Annotated in this window: 15 protein-coding genes; 9 read left to right on the forward strand and 6 right to left on the reverse strand. The window is 60.3% G+C overall.

All coding sequences use genetic code 11. From position 1 onward, the window contains the following. From nuoI to MJO47_RS02255, 8 genes are read left to right on the forward strand one after another with little or no spacing between them, the layout of a single operon-like run. Positions 1-531: an NADH-quinone oxidoreductase subunit NuoI gene (nuoI, locus tag MJO47_RS02220; protein ID WP_253959483.1), complete on the forward strand. Its 531-nt coding sequence runs from the start codon at positions 1-3 to the stop codon at positions 529-531. Between the two features lie 12 nt (positions 532-543). Then, positions 544-1,065, forward strand: a complete 522-nt coding sequence (locus MJO47_RS02225; RefSeq protein ID WP_253959484.1) for an NADH-quinone oxidoreductase subunit J — start codon at positions 544-546, stop codon at positions 1,063-1,065. Then, positions 1,062-1,367 (forward strand): NADH-quinone oxidoreductase subunit NuoK, encoded by a 306-nt coding sequence (nuoK, locus tag MJO47_RS02230; RefSeq protein WP_253959485.1) that lies wholly within the window; start codon positions 1,062-1,064, stop codon positions 1,365-1,367. The genes MJO47_RS02225 and nuoK overlap by 4 nt, the downstream gene beginning before the upstream one ends. Then, complete coding sequence (gene nuoL / locus MJO47_RS02235; RefSeq protein ID WP_253959486.1) at positions 1,364-3,229, forward strand: NADH-quinone oxidoreductase subunit L; 1,866 nt, start codon at positions 1,364-1,366, stop codon at positions 3,227-3,229. Before nuoK ends, nuoL begins: the two co-directional genes overlap by 4 nt. A gap of 46 nt (positions 3,230-3,275) precedes the next feature. Then, a complete protein-coding gene (locus MJO47_RS02240; protein WP_305882386.1) occupies positions 3,276-4,757 on the forward strand; it encodes a NuoM family protein in 1,482 nt (493 codons plus the stop codon). Beyond that, positions 4,754-6,181 carry an NADH-quinone oxidoreductase subunit N gene (locus tag MJO47_RS02245; protein ID WP_253959488.1) on the forward strand — a complete coding sequence of 476 codons (1,428 nt, stop codon included), beginning with the start codon at positions 4,754-4,756 and terminating at the stop codon, positions 6,179-6,181. The genes MJO47_RS02240 and MJO47_RS02245 overlap by 4 nt, the downstream gene beginning before the upstream one ends. A gap of 22 nt (positions 6,182-6,203) precedes the next feature. Then, positions 6,204-6,602, forward strand: coding sequence for a CoA-binding protein (locus MJO47_RS02250; protein WP_253959489.1), 399 nt, complete (start codon positions 6,204-6,206; stop codon positions 6,600-6,602). Between the two features lie 40 nt (positions 6,603-6,642). Further along, the gene (locus MJO47_RS02255) at positions 6,643-7,677 is read left to right on the forward strand and encodes an FAD:protein FMN transferase (RefSeq protein WP_253959490.1); all 1,035 of its coding nucleotides are present in this window, start codon (positions 6,643-6,645) and stop codon (positions 7,675-7,677) included. A 123-nt stretch (positions 7,678-7,800) separates the two neighbouring features. Here MJO47_RS02255 and MJO47_RS02260 read toward each other — a convergent pair whose 3' ends face one another. The 3 genes from MJO47_RS02260 to MJO47_RS02270 form a co-directional block, all read right to left on the reverse strand. Further along, on the reverse strand, positions 7,801-10,368 hold the full coding sequence (locus tag MJO47_RS02260) for a molybdopterin-dependent oxidoreductase (RefSeq protein WP_253959491.1): 2,568 nt from the start codon (positions 10,366-10,368) through the stop codon (positions 7,801-7,803). A gap of 87 nt (positions 10,369-10,455) precedes the next feature. Continuing rightward, entirely contained in the window at positions 10,456-12,411 is a 1,956-nt protein-coding gene (locus tag MJO47_RS02265) for an FAD-dependent oxidoreductase (protein ID WP_253959492.1), read from the reverse strand. Between the two features lie 260 nt (positions 12,412-12,671). Beyond that, entirely contained in the window at positions 12,672-13,091 is a 420-nt protein-coding gene (locus MJO47_RS02270; RefSeq protein WP_253959493.1) for a hypothetical protein, read from the reverse strand. 97 nt (positions 13,092-13,188) lie between these two features. On the opposite strand from MJO47_RS02270, the gene grxC reads away from it, so the two are divergent. Beyond that, a complete protein-coding gene (gene grxC, locus MJO47_RS02275) occupies positions 13,189-13,467 on the forward strand; it encodes a glutaredoxin 3 (RefSeq protein ID WP_253959494.1) in 279 nt (92 codons plus the stop codon). On the opposite strand, the gene MJO47_RS02280 is transcribed toward grxC, so the two are convergent. The 3 genes from MJO47_RS02280 to rpe form a co-directional block, all read right to left on the reverse strand. Further along, positions 13,439-15,292, reverse strand: a complete 1,854-nt coding sequence (locus tag MJO47_RS02280; RefSeq protein WP_253959495.1) for a bifunctional homocysteine S-methyltransferase/methylenetetrahydrofolate reductase — start codon at positions 15,290-15,292, stop codon at positions 13,439-13,441. The genes grxC and MJO47_RS02280 overlap by 29 nt on opposite strands. A gap of 50 nt (positions 15,293-15,342) precedes the next feature. Continuing rightward, positions 15,343-16,578: a DUF3365 domain-containing protein gene (locus MJO47_RS02285; protein WP_253959496.1), complete on the reverse strand. Its 1,236-nt coding sequence runs from the start codon at positions 16,576-16,578 to the stop codon at positions 15,343-15,345. A 75-nt stretch (positions 16,579-16,653) separates the two neighbouring features. Continuing rightward, the gene (rpe, locus tag MJO47_RS02290; protein WP_253959497.1) at positions 16,654-17,319 is read right to left on the reverse strand and encodes a ribulose-phosphate 3-epimerase; all 666 of its coding nucleotides are present in this window, start codon (positions 17,317-17,319) and stop codon (positions 16,654-16,656) included. Positions 17,320-17,336: the final 17 nt, after the last annotated feature.

A 17,336-nucleotide genomic window follows, 5' to 3' on the forward strand; every position in this document is an offset into this window, starting at 1 on the left:
ATGTCCCTCTGGCGCGATATTCAGGGTACGCTGCAGCCCTTCTGGGTCACCCTGCGCAACCTGATGCGCAAACCGGTGACTCGGCAGTACCCGGAAGAAAAAACGGTGCCGTCTTTCCGCTACCGGGGCCGCCTCGTATTGACGCGCGATCCCCAGGGGGAGGAGCGCTGCGTCGCCTGCCATATGTGCAGCGCCGCCTGTCCCGTCGACTGCATTTCGATGCAGGCGGCCGAAGCTGTGGACGGCCGCCGCTACGCCGCCTGGTTCCGCATCAACTTCGCCCGCTGCATCTACTGCGGCCTGTGCACCGAGGCTTGTCCAACCCTGGCCATCCAGATGACGACAGATTACGAGTTCGGCAAGAGAGATCCGCTGCACTTCGTTTATGAGAAAGAAGATCTGCTCATCGACGACGGCGGCAAGGATCTTCACTACGATTTTTATCGCCATGCCGGCATCGGCGTGGCCAACCCCAGGGGAAAAAACGAGGACGAATATGGTCCCGTCGAACCCCGCAGCCTGCTTCCCTGAGGTAATTGGATCATGGCGACCGCCCTGTTCTACATTCTAGCCACCACCGCCCTGGCCGCCACGGGCATGTGCATAACCCGGCGCCATCCCGTGCATGCCGTCCTCTACCTGGTCAACGCCTTTTTCGCCCTGGCCCTGCTCTTTTACCTGCTCGGCGCCCCCCTGGTGGCCGCCTGGGAAGTCATCATCTACACCGGGGCGATCATGGTTCTCTTTCTTTTCATCATCATGATGCTCGAACTGGCTCCGGATCAACCCGTGCCGGGCTGGCGTCGCTGGGGACCGGTGGTGCTATTGTCCGTCGTACTGCTGAGTTGCACCCTGCTCCTGCTCGGCCTCGACGCTGGCGGTGCCGACGGTGTTCCCCGCTTCTACGCTTCGCCACGCACCTTCGGCTACGCCCTGTTCAAGGAATACGCCCTGGCCGTGGAAATCGTCTCTTTCCAGCTGCTGTTCGCGGCGGTGGGCGCCTACTACGTGGGACGGGTCGATCGCCGAAAACAGGACCCTGAACCAGAAAGGGAGGATACATGATCGTGCCCCTTTCTCATGTGCTCGGCTTTGCCGCCGCCCTCTTTCTCATGGGGCTTGCCTGCACCCTGGCGCGGCGCAACCTGATCATGATCCTCATCGGCATTGAAATCATGCTCAACGCCGCCGGTCTGGCTTTTATCGGCGCCGCCGCTTTCTGGCAGCAGGTCGACGGCCAGATCTTCGTGATTTTTCTGATGGCCATGACTTCGGCCGAAGTTGCCATTTCCCTGGCTATGGTCGTCTACCTGCGTCGCCAGAAGGCCAGCCTCGACGCCGACGCTTATGACGGGATGAAGGGATGACCCACTCCACACTGCTGCTCATACCCCTGGCGCCGCTTATGGGGGGAATCCTCAATGTGCTTTTCGGCAGGCTCCTACCGCGCCGTCTGAGCGAATTTCTGGCCGTGGCCGGGGTAGCCGCAAGCGCTCTGCTGACCCTGGCCGCCTGGCCCCTGGCCAGCGAGGGCACCCGGGTCACTCTCTTCACCTGGCTGCAGAGCGGTCCCCTGCAGGTCCCTTTCGAGCTCCTTTTCGATCCTCTCTCTGCCCCCATGGCGCTCATGGTGACCGCTGTTTCTACCCTGATCCACCTCTATGCTATCGGCTATATGCAGGGCGAGGAGGGCTATGCCCGCTTTTTCGCCCTCCTCAACCTGTTCGTCTTCGCCATGCTGCTCATTGTTCTGGCCGACAACCTGCTGGTCCTCTTCCTCGGCTGGGAGGGGGTGGGATTCTGTTCCTACGCCCTCATCGGCTTCTGGTATCGGCAGGAGAAGAACGCCAATGCCGGACGCAAGGCTTTCCTCGTCACCCGCGTCGGCGATGTCTTTCTCGGCATCGCCATCCTCTGGCTGTTTCACCTTTTTGGCACGCTCTCCATCAGCGCCATTAACAGCCAGGCCACCGGACTCGCCGCCGGACTCGCCACGCCCCTGGTCGTTCTGCTTCTATTGGGCGCCTGCGGCAAGTCGGCCCAGCTTCCTCTCATGACCTGGCTCCCCGACGCCATGGCCGGCCCCACTCCGGTCTCGGCCCTCATTCATGCCGCCACCATGGTCACCGCCGGCGTCTACCTGCTTTGCCGCTTCTTTCCCCTCGTCAGCCTGTCAGCCACCGGCATGGCCCTGATCAGCGCCGTCGGCGCTCTGACCGCCTTTTATGCCGCCACCTGCGCCCTGGCCCAGCGGGAGATCAAAAAGGTGCTGGCCTACTCCACCATGAGTCAGGTCGGCTACATGTTCCTCGGGGTCGGCTCAGGGGCGGTCGCCGGCGCCATGTTTCATCTCTTCACCCACGCCTTTTTCAAAGCCCTGCTGTTTATGGCGGCGGGCTGTGTGATTCACCTGTGCGCTCATGAAAACGACATCTTCCGTATGGGGGGCCTGGCCAGAAAAAGCCCGCTGGTCTTCCTTCTTTTTCTGGCCGGGGCCCTGAGCCTGGCTGGCGCGCCGTTAAGCAGCGGCTTTTTCTCCAAGGACAGCCTGCTTGCCGCCGACTATGCGCGGCACACCCCCTTTTATGAAGCACTGTTTGTCCTGGCGGTGTTGACCGCCCTGCTGACCGCTTTTTACACCTTCCGACTGGTCTATCTCGTCTTTGCCGGGCCGGCGCGTTTTTCCCATGAACCGCATCCCCTGCCTCGCCTGATGACCTGGCCCCTGATTCCTCTCGCGCTGGTGGCCATCGGCGGCGGCCTGATCAACCTGCCGGAATTCTACGGGGGCCATGCCTGGCTTGCTCATTTTCTCGGCTCTCTGGCCGGCACCCCTGTTCATATCAGTCACCGGGAGGAAGGATTCATCGCCGCACTGGCCATTATCCTCTTCGCCCTTGCCTGGCTGCTGACCCGCCATCGCTATCAGGAGAATCTCCCCGCCGAGACGGGCCCGGTCTGGCGTTTTTTAGCGGCCGGTTGGCAAGCCGATGCTCTCATCCGCAAAGTCGTGCTGACGCCTTTTGCCTCTCTGGCGCGCTTTTTCTGGCAGGGGACGGATGCCGCTCTCATCGATGGCATCCTCCACAGTCTGGCCCGGGGCTGCCAGTTTAGCGGAGATCGACTCAGAGCCCTGACCAGTGGGCGGCTTTCCCATTATCTCGCCGCGGTGGCCTGGGGACTGTTGCTGATCATGCTCTTTTTTCTGCTGCAGCTGGCTCAGGGCTAGCCTAATGTTTTAAGCCTTAGCCTGACGGTTTGCTATGGAGACCTCGTTGCCTTTACTTTCTCTGCTTGTGTGGCTGCCCCTGCTGGGGGCTCTGGCCTGCCTGCTGCTGCGCCCTTACGCCGGCGCCGGTCGCTGGGCCGCTCTGGCCGTGACCACCGCCGTTTTCACCCTGAACCTCTGGGCCTTTTTGGCAAGCCGCGGCCTCGACGGTTGGCTCTGGCAGGAAGATCATGCTTGGATTCCCCGCTACGGCATCCGTTACACCCTCGGCATGGACGGTCTTTCCCTGACCCTGACCCTGCTGACCGCCTTTTTGCTCATTATCGCCGTCCTGATTTCCTGGCGGCTCGACGTCCATGCGCACTTCTTCTTCTCGCTGCTGCTCTTGATCGAATGCGGCATCATGGGAGTTTTTCTTGCCCTCGATCTGGTCCTCTTCTATCTCTTCTGGGAGGTCATGCTCATCCCCATGTTCTTTCTCATCGGCGTCTGGGGGCATGAGCGCCGCCTCTATGCCGCCGTCAAATTCTTTCTCTTTACCCTGGCCGGCAGTCTGCTCATGCTGCTGGCCATGATCACCCTCTACCTCGTCCATGGCGACCAGACCGGTCATTACACCTTTGCATTGGCGGCCCTCGTGGGCACTGAACTGCCGCCGGGACTTTCCTGGTGGCTCTTTGGGGCCTTTTTCGCCGCTTTTGCCGTTAAGGTGCCCCTTTTTCCCCTGCACACCTGGCTGCCGGACGCCCACACCGAAGCCCCGACGGCCGGCTCCATTATCCTGGCCGGGGTGCTGCTCAAAACAGGGGTTTACGGTCTGCTCCGCTTCGGTTTTCCTCTCTTTCCCGAACCGGCCCATACCTGTCTGCCCATGTTGGGCGCCCTGGGCCTGATCGGCATTTTCTACGCCGCCTGGATCGCCTACGCCCAGAACGACGCCAAACGGCTGATCGCCTATTCCTCCGTTGCGCACATGGGGTTCGTGATTCTCGGCATAGCGGCCTGGCGCACCACGGCTATGGAGGGAAGTCTGCTGCAGATGGTCAACCACGGCATCACCACCGGCGCGCTCTTTGCACTTATCGGCATGATCGACACCCGCGCTCACACCCGCGAAATCTCTAAGCTGGGAGGGCTCTGGGCAAAGACTCCAGTTCTCAGTGCCTTTTTTCTCTTTTTTGCCCTGGCCTCCCTCGGCTTGCCCGGTCTGAACAACTTTGCCGGTGAAATTCTGATCCTGATCGGTACCTTTACCGCCCATCCTGCCTGGGCCATCCTGGGACTGGTTGGCGTGCTCTTTGCCGCCATCTACATGCTCAGGCTCGTTCAGGGCGTCCTCTGGGGGCAACCACCCAGCTCTCAGGACTGGGCGGATATTTCCTGGCGGGAGACGATCATCCTGGTGCCACTGGCCCTGCTCGTGCTCTGGCTCGGCCTCTACCCGCACCCCTTTCTTGAGGCCCTGCGAGACCCCGTCCAACGTCTGTTGCTGGGTTCCACACTGGCTGGATTGGGAGGAATGCCATGACCCTGACGGAACTGCACGCCCTGGTTCCGGTCCTGCTGCTGGCGGCCGGGGCCGTGGCCCTGCTACTGGCCGGAGCCTGGAAGGCGTCCTATGTCACCGCCATGACGTACGGCGTCCTCATCGCGCTGGGCGGGGGCGTCATCGCCCTATTTTATGACCCTGGCGCTGGTTTGGTGGGGTTTGGCCTTTTCACCTTCGACCGCTACAGCCGCTTTTTCGCGATTCTCTGGTCGGCCGCCGCGGCTTTGACCTTGCTCATGTCCTTCCGTTACGGGAAATATCGCTCCTTTATGGGAGGAGAATATGCCGCTCTGATTCTTTTTGCCGCAGCCGGCATGATCCTGCTGTCCAGCGCTTCCTCCTTCGTGGGTCTGTTTCTTGGCCTGGAAACTTTCACTCTTGTCTTTTACATCCTCATCGCCTTCCACAAAGGCTCGTCCCTGGGGGCAGAGGCCGGCCTTAAATACCTGATCATGGGGGGAGTGGCCACCGGGCTGCTGGCCATGGGGATCGCCCTCATCTATGCCGCCACCGGCACCTTCCATTTCGATCAGGCTGCCTTCATACCGAGCGGCGACCAGGCCCTGCGTCCCCTGCTCCTCGCCGGCTGGGCTCTGCTGCTGGGTGGCCTTGGATTCAAAACGTCCCTGGTTCCTTTTCACCTCTGGACCCCCGACGTCTACGAGGGGGCGCCCCCGCCGGTAGCCGCCCTGCTGGCTACCGGTTCCAAAGGGGCCGTCTTCGCCGCGCTGGTCCTGCTCTTCACCGGCAGCGATTTGACCGGCTCGCCCTTAAGCAGCCTCTTGTGGATGCTGTCTGCCCTCTCCATGGGAGCCGGTACCCTCTGCGCCCTGCGGCAGGACAGCCTCAAGCGCATGCTCGCTTACTCGTCGATCGTTCATATGGGCTACCTGCTGCTGGCCCTCCTTGCGGCCGGGAGCACCGGCTCGGGAGCCATCCTTTTCTATCTGGTCGCCTACAGCGGCGCCACCCTCGGCGCCTTCGCCGTGCTGACGGCGTTATCCCCGGCTACCGCCGAGGCGGGCTCCTACGACCATTTCCGCGGCGCCGGCTATCGGCAGCCACTGGCGGCCCTGGTCCTGCTGACCTGCATGCTCTCCCTGGCCGGCATCCCCCCGACGGCCGGCTTCATGGGCAAGTTTTCCATTTTTTACGCCGCCATCGAAGGAGGGTATACAGGTCTCGCCCTCATTGGTATACTCAGCTCCCTGATCTCCCTGGCTTACTATCTGCGCCCGGTCATGGTCATGTACATGACTGGCCCAGAAGGTGGCCCGACCCCGACGAAAACGCCGTGCTCGGCCGCTGAAAAATCGGTGCTGATCATCTGCCTACTGGCCACTCTGCTGCTGGGGGTCTATCCGGGCCCGCTTTTCGATACGATCGCCCTCGTGCTGCCGTGAACCCTGAAACTGGAGACTTTCCATGGATAAACGCATCGTCCAATTCCTCAAGGCTGACACGTTCGCCGTCGCCGGCGCTTCCACCAATCGGGACAAATATGGCAACAAGGTGCTGCGCTGCTACCTGCAGAACGGTCGGAAGGCCATCCCCATCAATCCCAGGGCCACGGAAATCGAAGGAGTACCCTGCGTGTCCTCGGTGGCCAATCTTCCCGCCGAGGTAAAAAGCCTCTCCATCATCACTCCACCGAAAATCACCGAACAAGTGGTCTCTGCCGCCATCGCTCACGGCATCGAAAACATCTGGATGCAGCCAGGGGCCCAGAGTCCCGCCGCCATTGCCCAGTGCGAGGAAAACGGCATCAATGTCATTGCCGATGGCAGCTGCCTCCTCGTTGTCCTCGGTTTTCGCGATGTCTGAACAATGGATGCGCTGACCCTTTACCGCCGATAGCATCGCCATGAAAAGATCCGTACTATCCGTTCTGGCCGGCCTGGTGATTCTGGCCGGGCTGGCCGTTCTGATCCTGCGTTATTCCGATCCATCGCCTGCGGTGCGGCAATTTTCCGGGCTGACCATGGGGACCACGTTTACGGTCACTCTGGCCGGAGACATCCAAGCCCCCACCCTCGAGGCCGTCAAGCAGGAATCCTTTGCCATCCTTGAAGACATCAATCAGCAGATGTCTACCTATTTGCCCACCTCCGAGGTGAGCCGTTTCAACGAGGCCCAGACGACGGAATGGATGCCCGTTTCGGCCGCGACGGCTGAAGTAGTCGATCTGGCACTGCGCATTGGCGCCGAGACCGCCGGTGCTTTTGATATTACCATCGGTCCCCTCGTCGATCTGTGGGGATTCGGCCCCGCTCCCCGTCCCGTCCTGGTCCCCTCAGCCACCGCCATCACCCATCTGCTGTCGACCATCGGTTATCAAAAGATCGAATGTCGCCTGATGCCGCCCAGCCTCCGCAAGATTGATCCACGACTGCGCATCGACCTCTCTGCCATTGCCAAAGGTTACGCCGCCGACCGTGTCGCCGCCCATCTCCTCTCTCGTGGCCTGCACGATTTTATTGTCGAAGTCGGCGGGGAAGTCGTGGTTAGAGGAGTCAAGGGGCCGCAAATGCCCTGGCGCCTCGGTATCGAATCGCCCTTGACAGACCGCCGGCAGGTAGGTGAAGTGCTTTATCTGCGGGATATGGCCATGGCCACCTCTGGGGATTATCGCAACTACTATGAAATTGAGGGACGTCGCTATTCGCACACCATCGATCCGCGCACAGGATACCCCATAGACCACACCCTGGCCTCTGTCACCATTCTCGAGCCTTCCTGCGCCCGTGCCGATGCCCTGGCAACTGCTTTGATGGTGCTTGGACCCAAGGAGGCCCAGGACTTCGCCGAGCGGGCCGACATTGCGGCCCTGCTGATTGTGAAAACACCGCAAGGCTTTGTTGAAAAAGCCTCCAAAGCCTTCCTGGCGGTATCCCCGTAATCATTTCACGACTCAATAAGGTGATAACGGATTCCAGCCGCTCCTTCCTTCCGGCTGTTCACCACAAAAAAAGCCCCGGACCGCTGAGCGTCCGGGGCTTTTTTGTGTTTTGACCGATGAGAATCAGGCTTTTCGAATCTCGACCTTGGTCAGATTCTGCCCCTGGGGCATGACCTGCTGGATATTCAGATCAGCAAAATGATAGGTGGCAAAGAGCAGGTTTTCGGGTACCTGGCTGGTCAGGTGAACCTGGCCCGTGGCCGCACCCGCCGTCGAAACAACCTGAACCTTCTCCCCGTCATTCACCTGCAGGGCCGCTGCCGTAGCCGGGTTCATCTCGACCCGGCCTTCGGGGGCGATTTCAAGATTGGCCGGGCTATGGGTGGTCAACAGGTCAAAGTGGAAGAGATTCTTGCCAACGAGGAGCTGCAGCCCCTCTCCAACTTCAGCCTGGGAGGCCGCGACGAATTGCAGGCTCTTCTCTTCGGGTGCGAAGGGCAGCTTCCGGCAGGGCTGGCACAACCCCTCACCGGCAAAGCAGAGATCGCCGTAGAGACTGGTGAGCTCCTTGGCCTCCCGCAGCAGCGCCTCCGTATTAATCTGGTCTGTGCGCCGGCCGACGCGGTTGTACAGCTCGGCCAGGATGCTCCAATCCTCACGGGCTTCGCCGACAGGGTCAATAGCCTGCCCCAGGCAGCTGATGCGCCCATCCAGCGCGGTGACGCTCCCGGTCTTTTCGGCGAAGGAAGTACCGGGCAGCACCACATGGGCCAGCTTGGTGAGTTCGCTCTCAAAAATGTCCTGAACAACCAGGAGATCGAGTTTTTTCAGCGCCTTGCGCCAGCGGGCACTTTCGGGATAGGAGACCAGCGGGTTGGTCGCGGCCAGATAGAGTGCGCGGATGTTGCCCTTTTCGATCTGTTCCAGCATCTGCAGGGCATTAAAGCCTTCCTGCGGCAGCGCCGTACGCCAGGCGACATCGAACTTGCCGCGGGCCGCACTGTAATCCTGGAAACCGGGCAGAAACTCAGGGCAGACGCCCATATCGAGAAGCCCCTGCATATTCCCTTCCTCGCACACCGGAAAGAGGCCACCAAGGTCGCCATGCAGCGCGCCACAGACCAGGGCCAGCGAAACAATCGCCCGGGTCTTGTCGCCAGAGTTGGCCGAGGTGAGAACATCCCGTCCAAAGATGACGGAGACACTTTTTGCTTTGCCGAGGTGCTCGGCCGCCTCCTCCAGAAGCTGCCGGGAGACCCCCGTCACGTGAACCGCTTTCTCGAGGTCAACCGCAGCCAGCGTCTGCTTCAGGTCATCAAGATTGCTGACAAAGCGGTTAAGGTAGTCTTCGTCCGCCAGGCCCTTATCCAGAATCAGGCGGGCCAGGGCATAGGCCAGCGTCACTTCACTGCCAGGCGTGTAGCCCAGAAAGGTGTTGGAATGACGACGCAGTTTGACGGAACGCATATTGGCCACCACCAGAGGCGCGTCATTCTTGCGGCAGGCTTTTTCGATCTGCCAATCAACGGCGGGAGCCTCGGCCGTCACATCGGCGCCGAAAACCAATACCGCCTTAGAGCCCCCAATTTTACCAAGGGCATTGCTGCTGCCCGCATAACCGAGCATCTCCCGCAGGGCCTTGTAGGCCTCCAGGACGCCAAAGCGGGAAGCCGAGTCGATATTGTTGGACCCGATGGCGACGCGGAAGAATTTCTGGAACAGGTAATTCTCTTCGTTGGTCAGGCGGCCGGAGGCCAGGCCGGCAATGGCGGCAGGACCCGACTCCTGGCAAATCTGGTGAATTTTATCGGCGACCGCACCAAGAGCCTTGTCCCAGGGGACGTGCACGCCGTAATCCGTATCCTTCAAGGTAGGGCGCTGCAACCGCTGGGGCGCATGAATGAAAGCATGGCCGAAGAAGCCGCCGGCACACAGATTGCCATTGTTGACGGTTCCTTCGTCTGCGGAAGTCAGCCTGTAGACCTGGCCGTTTTTAACATTGATGTCCACCTGGCAGTGACTGCCGCAGGTTGTGCAGACGCTGGCCTTTCTGGTCATTTCCCAGGGACGGGATTTAAACTTGAAGGGCTTGGAGATCATGGTGCCGGTGGGACACACGGCGACACAGTTGCCGCAGAACTCGCAGAGATCCAGGTCCTTGTCGATAAAGGTCTTGTCACCCTTGTCATTGACGAAAAGGGCTGCGGAACCGATGGTCTCGTGGCAGACCTTGACACATTTTTCGCAGAGCACGCAGCGGTTAGGCACCTGTTGAATCAGAGGCCAGCCGTTAATAGCCTCATGATTGACGTCCTCGGCGGCAAACGGCTGGGTCGTTACATCGAGATCGAAACAGATGTTCTGCAGGTCGCACTCACCGGCGGCATCGCAGACCGGGCAATCCAGCGGATGGTTGACCAGCAGCAGCTGCACGATTTCCTGGCGGATTTTCCGAAGACGATCGGACTGGGTGGTAACATCCATCCCCTCGACGACCCGGGTGTTGCAGGCCGTCATCAGCTTGTCTACACCCTTGATCTCGACCACACAGACCCGACAGGCACCCGTGGGAGACACTTTTTTCAGAAAACAGAGGGTTGGAATCTTGATGCCGACTTTTTCGGCGGCCGCCAGAATGGTGGCCCCTTTTGCTACCTGGACATCTTTTCCGTCGATCTTGAGATTGACCATGGACTCATCACCTTTGGTTTATCTGGGCAGCCCCTTCACCGAACCCTGACAGCGCGTAAACCCAGGGCACGTTCTTGAGGGCCATGACTAGTTGACCGCAACCATCCCGACACGATAGCAGCGCAGACAGCGTTCCGCCTCGGCAACCGCCTGGCTCTCGGGCATGGCCAATTCGATTTCTTCGTAGTTTGTGGCCCGCTCCGCGCCGTTCACCTTAGGCTGATGCTCACGATGAAGGCCACCGAGAATACCCACGTTCTCCTTGTCGTTGAAGACACCGAACTGGTTGACCAGATCTTCCATGGCATCTTCATCGTCAAGATAGGCGTTTCCTTCGGTAAGATAACGATGCATGGCCCGCGCCGCTCGGCGGCCATGGCCAACCGCAACGACCACGGTCATGGCGCCGTATTCGCAGTCCCCGCCGGCAAACACCCCTTCGCAGTCGGTCATCATGGTGCCGCCTTTGGTGACAATGCTCTTCCAGCGGGTCTGCTTTATGCCGAAGTCATCTTCCCCGAGATAGTCCAGATCGGGATCCTGACCGATGGCGGGGATGACCAGTTCACAGGGGATGACATACTCGCTGCCGGGAACCGGCTGCGGACTGCGGCGGCCCGATTCGTCCGGCTCGCCCAGTTCCATCTTGATGACTTCGACCCCGACCACCCGATTGTTCTCGGTGACCAGGCGGGTCGGATTGCGCAGAAACTCGAACTTGACGTTTTCTTCCTCGGCGTCATCGACCTCATAGGGCTCGGCCGGCATTTCCTTGCGGGTACGCCGGTAAACCAGGATGGACTCTTCGGCCCCTTCGCGCAGCGCCACGCGGACACAGTCGATGGCCGTGTTGCCGCCGCCGACAACGACAACGCGCTTGGGCGTTTCAATGGGCTGACCGAGAGCGACGGCCCGCAGATAGTGAATGCCGCCGGGAGAAAATCCATCGTAGCCTTGGTCTTCCCCTTCAACCCCCATGGGTTTTGACTTGAAAGCGCCGGTACCGAGGAAAACGGCGTCATATTGCTCTTTGAGTTCCCGCAACGACACGTCACGCCCCAGTTTGACGCCGTATTCGATCTCGACGCCCAGCGAAGCCACGATATCCGCCTCGCGCTGCAGGAGATGGCGGGGCATGCGGTAATCGGGGATGCCGACGGCTACGGTGCCGCCCGGCTCGGACAACATGTCGATGATCTTGACCTGGTGCCCTTCCAGGGCCAGATAGTAGGCGCAGGTCAGACCGGCGGGGCCGGCACCAACCACCATGATCTTCTTGCCTGTGGACGGCTTGGGAACCAGGGGGGGCGTATGATGATGCATCCACTCGTGATCGGAAGCCACGCGCTTGAGAACCATGATGCTCACCGGCTCATCGACCAGCGCCCGGCGGCAGGCTTTCTCACAGGGATGGGGACAGACCCTTCCGCATACGGCCGCAATCGGCATGTTGCGCCGAATGGTGGAAAGAGCATCCGTGTAGCGCAGCTCTTTGATCTCTTCAATGTAAGCGGGAATATCGATATGGGCCGGACACTTATCCATACAGGGCGCCGTCAGCTTGTCCCGGTAGGACTTGGCCGGGCTGGGCGTCCTTTGGCCGTTGATATAGGCCAGATAATCATCCCGAAAATACTGCAGGGTATGAAAGACGGGAACGGCCGATGTCATGCACAGGGTGCATTTACACTGCTCCAGCAGCGAGGTCAGCTCCTCCATAATCTGGAGATCCTCTTCCTTGCCCTGACCGGCGACGATGCGTGCCAACGAATCCTGCAGCACCTTGGTCGCCCGCTTTCCGGGGGTACATTTGCCGCAGCAATGCTTTTCCTGGACGCGTTTCATATATTCGGCGGCCATGGCTACGACATCGGTATCCTTCTCCATGACAACAACGCCGTCCCAGCCCATGAATGCACCGACCTTACCTTCGCTCAGGTAGGTTTCGGGCAGCTTGAGCTTCAGGGAGACGCCTTCCGCAGCCTCGCCGCTGCGATTGTCTACAATTTTTCCTTCCCAGCTGGAAAATACAACCTGAGCCAAATCGACCTCCTGTTAGACCCCTCTTAGCAACAGCCAAAGGGGGACGTAAAGCCCCAAACAAAAGGGGAAAACCCCTCATCCGTCGGCGCCATCCCCCTTCTATTTTGTATACAGTATGCAGGTAAATACCATAAGCGCGTCAACCAAATCAAGGGAAATTTTACCCGGAATTACCGGGGTTCGCGCAATAACAGCTTGGAATGACGATTTTTTCTGAATGTCCGCCGATCGTGAAAATAACCTTCGCCAAAGCGTTCTACTTAAGGGAAGGGAGGAAAGGGAGAATCAATGAACCAGGATTCTGCCACATTCGGCTTGAGCCCCGCATAGGCCCAGTCAAGCTTGAGCGCAAAGGTCTTGACGGACACGGACGGCAGCAGAAAATACTCCAGCGTCATGCGGGTGGTGGCCCGCTGTCCGCTTTCATCCAGATCGATCGTCTCGACCCGCACATCCGTTATCTGCAGATCCTCCATCTCAGCAAACTGATCGACAAAGGCATGTTTCTTGGCGGCTTCATCGAAATAGCGGGCGGCCCCGTTAAAATCTTTCCAGCGAAGACGCTGGGCGAAGTCAAAAGCGGCGGGGGTCAGGTCATCGGACACTCTCGGGACAGCGGCACAGGAGGACAGCACAGCCACCAGAGAACACAGGAACACCACCTTCATCCATCCTGTCATCTTTGCACTTCCCTTTCCTCGACACCTTGCATCCGGACAAAGCTCGGGTAGAGTTGATCATTGAGGATTAAAAACACCATTGATCCTGGAGTACCCCATGAAAAAAGTGGAAATCTACACGAAAAATTACTGCCCTTACTGTCACCGGGCCAAAGAACTGCTGCGCATCAAAGGGATTCCCTTTATCGAATACGACGTGACCGCTGACGTGGAAAAAGAGCGCGAAATGCAGCAACGCTCCGGAGCCCGCACCGTTCCCCAGATTTTTGTTGCGGGAACCGGCCTGGGAGGGTGCAGCGAACTCTTCGAGCTGGATGAAAAGGGGGAATTGGACCAGCTCCTTGGCCTTAAACCGCCCCGGAACGGATCTTCCTGAGCAGCTCCACGGCCAACTCGACCCGACCAAAGGGCGGCATGAGATAATAGCCGCCCACTTTTCCGCCACCCCAGGCGATCAGCTCCCCGGCAATTTCCATCCCCTCCTGAATACCCGCCTCTCCCGTCTTGCCCCGCATCCGCTCGCGTACGGAATCAGGCAGAACAATGCCCGGAACTTCATTGTGGAGGAACTCGGCGTTCCGCTCACTGACCAGGGGCAGAATGCCGACCAGGACCGGGATACCATAAGGAGCCGTGCGCTCGACGAGACGCGCCAGGATATCGACAGAATACACCGGCTGCGTCTGCACGAAACGGGCTCCGGCCTCGATCTTCTTTTCCAGCTTTCTCAACTGCCCATCCAGACTGGCCGGGTTGGGATTGAAGGCGGCGCCGACCAGGAAGTCCGTGCGGCCGCCCAAATCGGCCCCCAACAGGTTCCGTCCGGCATTCAAGGCGCCGAGCAGCTGGAGAAGGCCGATGGAATTGAGATCAAAGACGCTGGTGGCGCCGGATTCGTTGCCGACGGAGACCGGATCGCCGGTCACGGCCAGGACGTTGCGGATACCGAGATGATGGGCCCCCATCAGTTCGGAATGCAGCCCGATGAGGTTACGGTCGCGCCCGGTCACGTGGACGATCGCCTCGACACCGGTCTCCTCCTGAATGAGGCGCGCGAGGGCAATATTGCTCATGCGGATGCGGGCCAGCGGGTTTTCCGCCAGACTGATGGCGTCGACGCCCGCCTGGGCCAGCACCCGGGCACCGGCGAGGATTTTGTCGGTCTGCAGGCCTTTGGGCGGGTCCAGCTCGACCGTGACGACCGGACGGTGCCCCCAGGGCGCGAGAAAGGTCGTTCGCCCCGGTGCCGACGGGGATGCTGCCGGGGGCGATGGCGCGGCCGCTTCAACGGACACCGGCTCGCGCGCCACCGGCTGAAGACCGGCCACGGCCCCGGCCAGGGCCCGGATATGATCCGGCGTGGTGCCGCAGCAGCCACCGAGCAAAGAAGCCCCCACGGACACCATGTCCCGCCCCATGGCGGCGAAATATTCGGGGGTCGCCAGATAGATATAACGGCCGTCGACATACTGGGGGAAGCCGGAATTGGCAAAGGCCGACAGGGGCAGGTTCGACACCCGGCCCATACGCTCGAGCACCCGCAGGATTTCACGGGGCCCGGAGCCGCAATTGGCCCCGATGACGTCGGCGCCGGCCGCGGTCAGGCGGCGGGCCACCTCCTCGGCAGAACCGCCTTCCCGCGTGCGCCCCTCTTCGACAAAGGCCATCTGGGCCACCACCGGCAACCCCAGGGAGCGGCCAACCCCGACCGCCAGCTCCAGATCATCGAGGGACGAAAAGGTCTCGAGCAGAAAGAGGTCGACCCCACCGTCGGCCAGGGCTTCCATCTGCTGCCGAAAAATTTCAGTCTTTTCGACCGCCCCTAATTCACTCTGTTCCCCCTTGGGGCGAATGAGCGGGCCGACGGAACCGGCCACGAAACGCGCCTCGCCGGCAGCGCTCCGCGCCAGCCGCGCGGCCGCCTCGTTGATGGCCCCTACCTTCTTCTCCAGTCCGACCGTCCCCAGCCGTAGAGCGTTGGCGCCAAAGGTGTTGGTTTCCAGCAGCATGGCGCCGGCGGCGGCATAGTCCCGGTGGACCTGCTCGATCAGGGCCGGACTGATCAGATTGAGGTATTCGAAATTGGCATCCAGCGGCACCCCGCGGGCGTACAGCAGGGTGCCCATGGCGCCATCACCGACGATGATTTCGCTGGCAAGACGCTCGAGAAACAACTGGCTGCGTTGGGACAAATAACTCATAGACGTGCTTCCGATTAAATATCCGTCGGTTCTTTGAATTTAGGGCGCGATCAGGTTCGCTCCCTGACGATGGCCGTGTAGAACAGGTGGCCTTCCGATTCGGCGACCGAGAGGGAGACCTCCAGATAGAACAGGCCGCCGTCCCTCTTGCGACCCGGCACCTGATGCAGGCTGCGCACCAGCGCTCCTGCCTCCTCCTTGAGATAGGCGGCGATACCGACCCCTTGCAGGGACGTACACTCCTCGTGGATGAGCTTTTCTACGCTGACGCCGATAATCTCGCGCTTGCTGTAGCCGAACATCTTTTCCGCCCGGCGGTTGAACAGAATGATCTGGCCGTTGCTCAAAAACGAGACGATGCCGTCACGGGCAGTCTCCGTCAGTACCCTGAAGCGCTTTTCCGACTCTTCCAGGTGCTCGGTCTTCTCCCGCAGATGGTCGTTGAGCTCGTTGAAGCTGTCGACCAGCAAGCCGATCTCGTCCAGCCCTCTTCTCGATATCTTCTGGTCGAAACGTCCCGTGCGGATAATTTCCCGGATCACCTCGCCCAGCCGTGCCAGGGGCCGTGTTACCGCAATGCGAATCAGGGCGCCGAGGAATATGAGCAGAGCCAGGAAAATGCCGCCGGAATAGAGGACGTCGGTCCCCATATTGGCGTAAATCTGCCGATAGAGACGATCAAGGGGGATGCTGACGGAGGCGGCGCCGATCACGTCGCCCAGTTCATAGTGGTAGGCCTTGTCCGTGTCGGCAGGGAACATCTCCCGGATGAAATCGGGAGCCTGGGCAGGATCGCCGTGGCACTCCAGACAGCTGGTATCAGCCTTGAAGGAATGCAGGTAGCGAAAGACCTTTTTACCGCCCATATCGACGATATCATAATGCTCCTGCAGGTTCTGCCGCTGGCGGAAGAGTTCGAGGACCCGAACTTCGAAGTCGTCAGGGGCGTTATTGGCATTGCGATAGCGATCGGACACCTGGCGGATGGTGTAGCCGAGGTCGCGGCTCACCAGCTCCCCCACCCGGGTCGAGGCCACCACGGGGACCAGACCATAGCGCTGCCGGGACAGCTCGACCCCACCCTCCAGCAGCTGGCTGGAGAGGTACTCGCGGGTCCGGATCGCCTCGAAAGCCACGATCCGGGCTTTTTCCACCGCTTCGCCCATAATGAAGGCCCGCTGCTGGCGGAAGTTCAAAAAGGTGAACAGGCTGAAGAAACCAAGCAGGATCAGCAGGATGATGATGCTGATCTTGGTGAACAGACCCAGATTTTTGAACTGAAGCATGGCGAAATCCCCCGGAATTGAATTTCATTTCATTCTAGCGGCTTGGCCAGCCCTTGCAAGGCGCCCGCTCGGAGACTAGACAACCACCGACTGGGCGTTCTCCTTGAGCAGAGCGATGGTGGCACCGTAATCGGCCGTGCCGAACACGGCGCTGCCGGCCACGAAGACATCGGCGCCGGCCGCGGCGACCTGACGGATGTTGTCCGCCTTGACCCCGCCATCAACCTCCAGCTCGACGGCCAGGCCGCGTCGATCGATGAGCTGACGCAGCGCCTCGATTTTGGTCAGGGCAGAGGGAATGAAGCTCTGGCCACCAAACCCCGGATTGACGCTCATGACCAGAATAAGATCGACCTCTTCCAGGATCACCTCCAGGGTCGAGACGGGCGTCGCCGGATTGATGGACACTCCCGCCTTTTTCCCCAGGCTGCGAATCAGCTGCACGGTACGGTGCAGATGGGGAACCGCCTCCTGGTGCACCGTCAGGATATCGGCGCCGGCTTCGGCGAACTGGGGAATATAGCGGTCGGGGTTCTCGATCATCAGATGCACGTCGAGGGGGAGCGCAGTGGAGCGGCGAGCCGCCTCCACCACCAGGGGGCCGATGGTGAGATTGGGAACGAAATGGCCGTCCATCACATCCACGTGCACATAATCGGCACCGCCGTGTTCGATGGCGGCAATTTCCTCTCCCAGTCGGGAGAAATCGGCAGACAGAATCGAAGGAGCAATCTTAACCATGGCAAATCTCCGCGTTC

The organism is Desulfuromonas sp. KJ2020, assembly GCF_024197615.1.
Classification (GTDB): Bacteria; Desulfobacterota; Desulfuromonadia; order Desulfuromonadales; family SZUA-540; genus SZUA-540.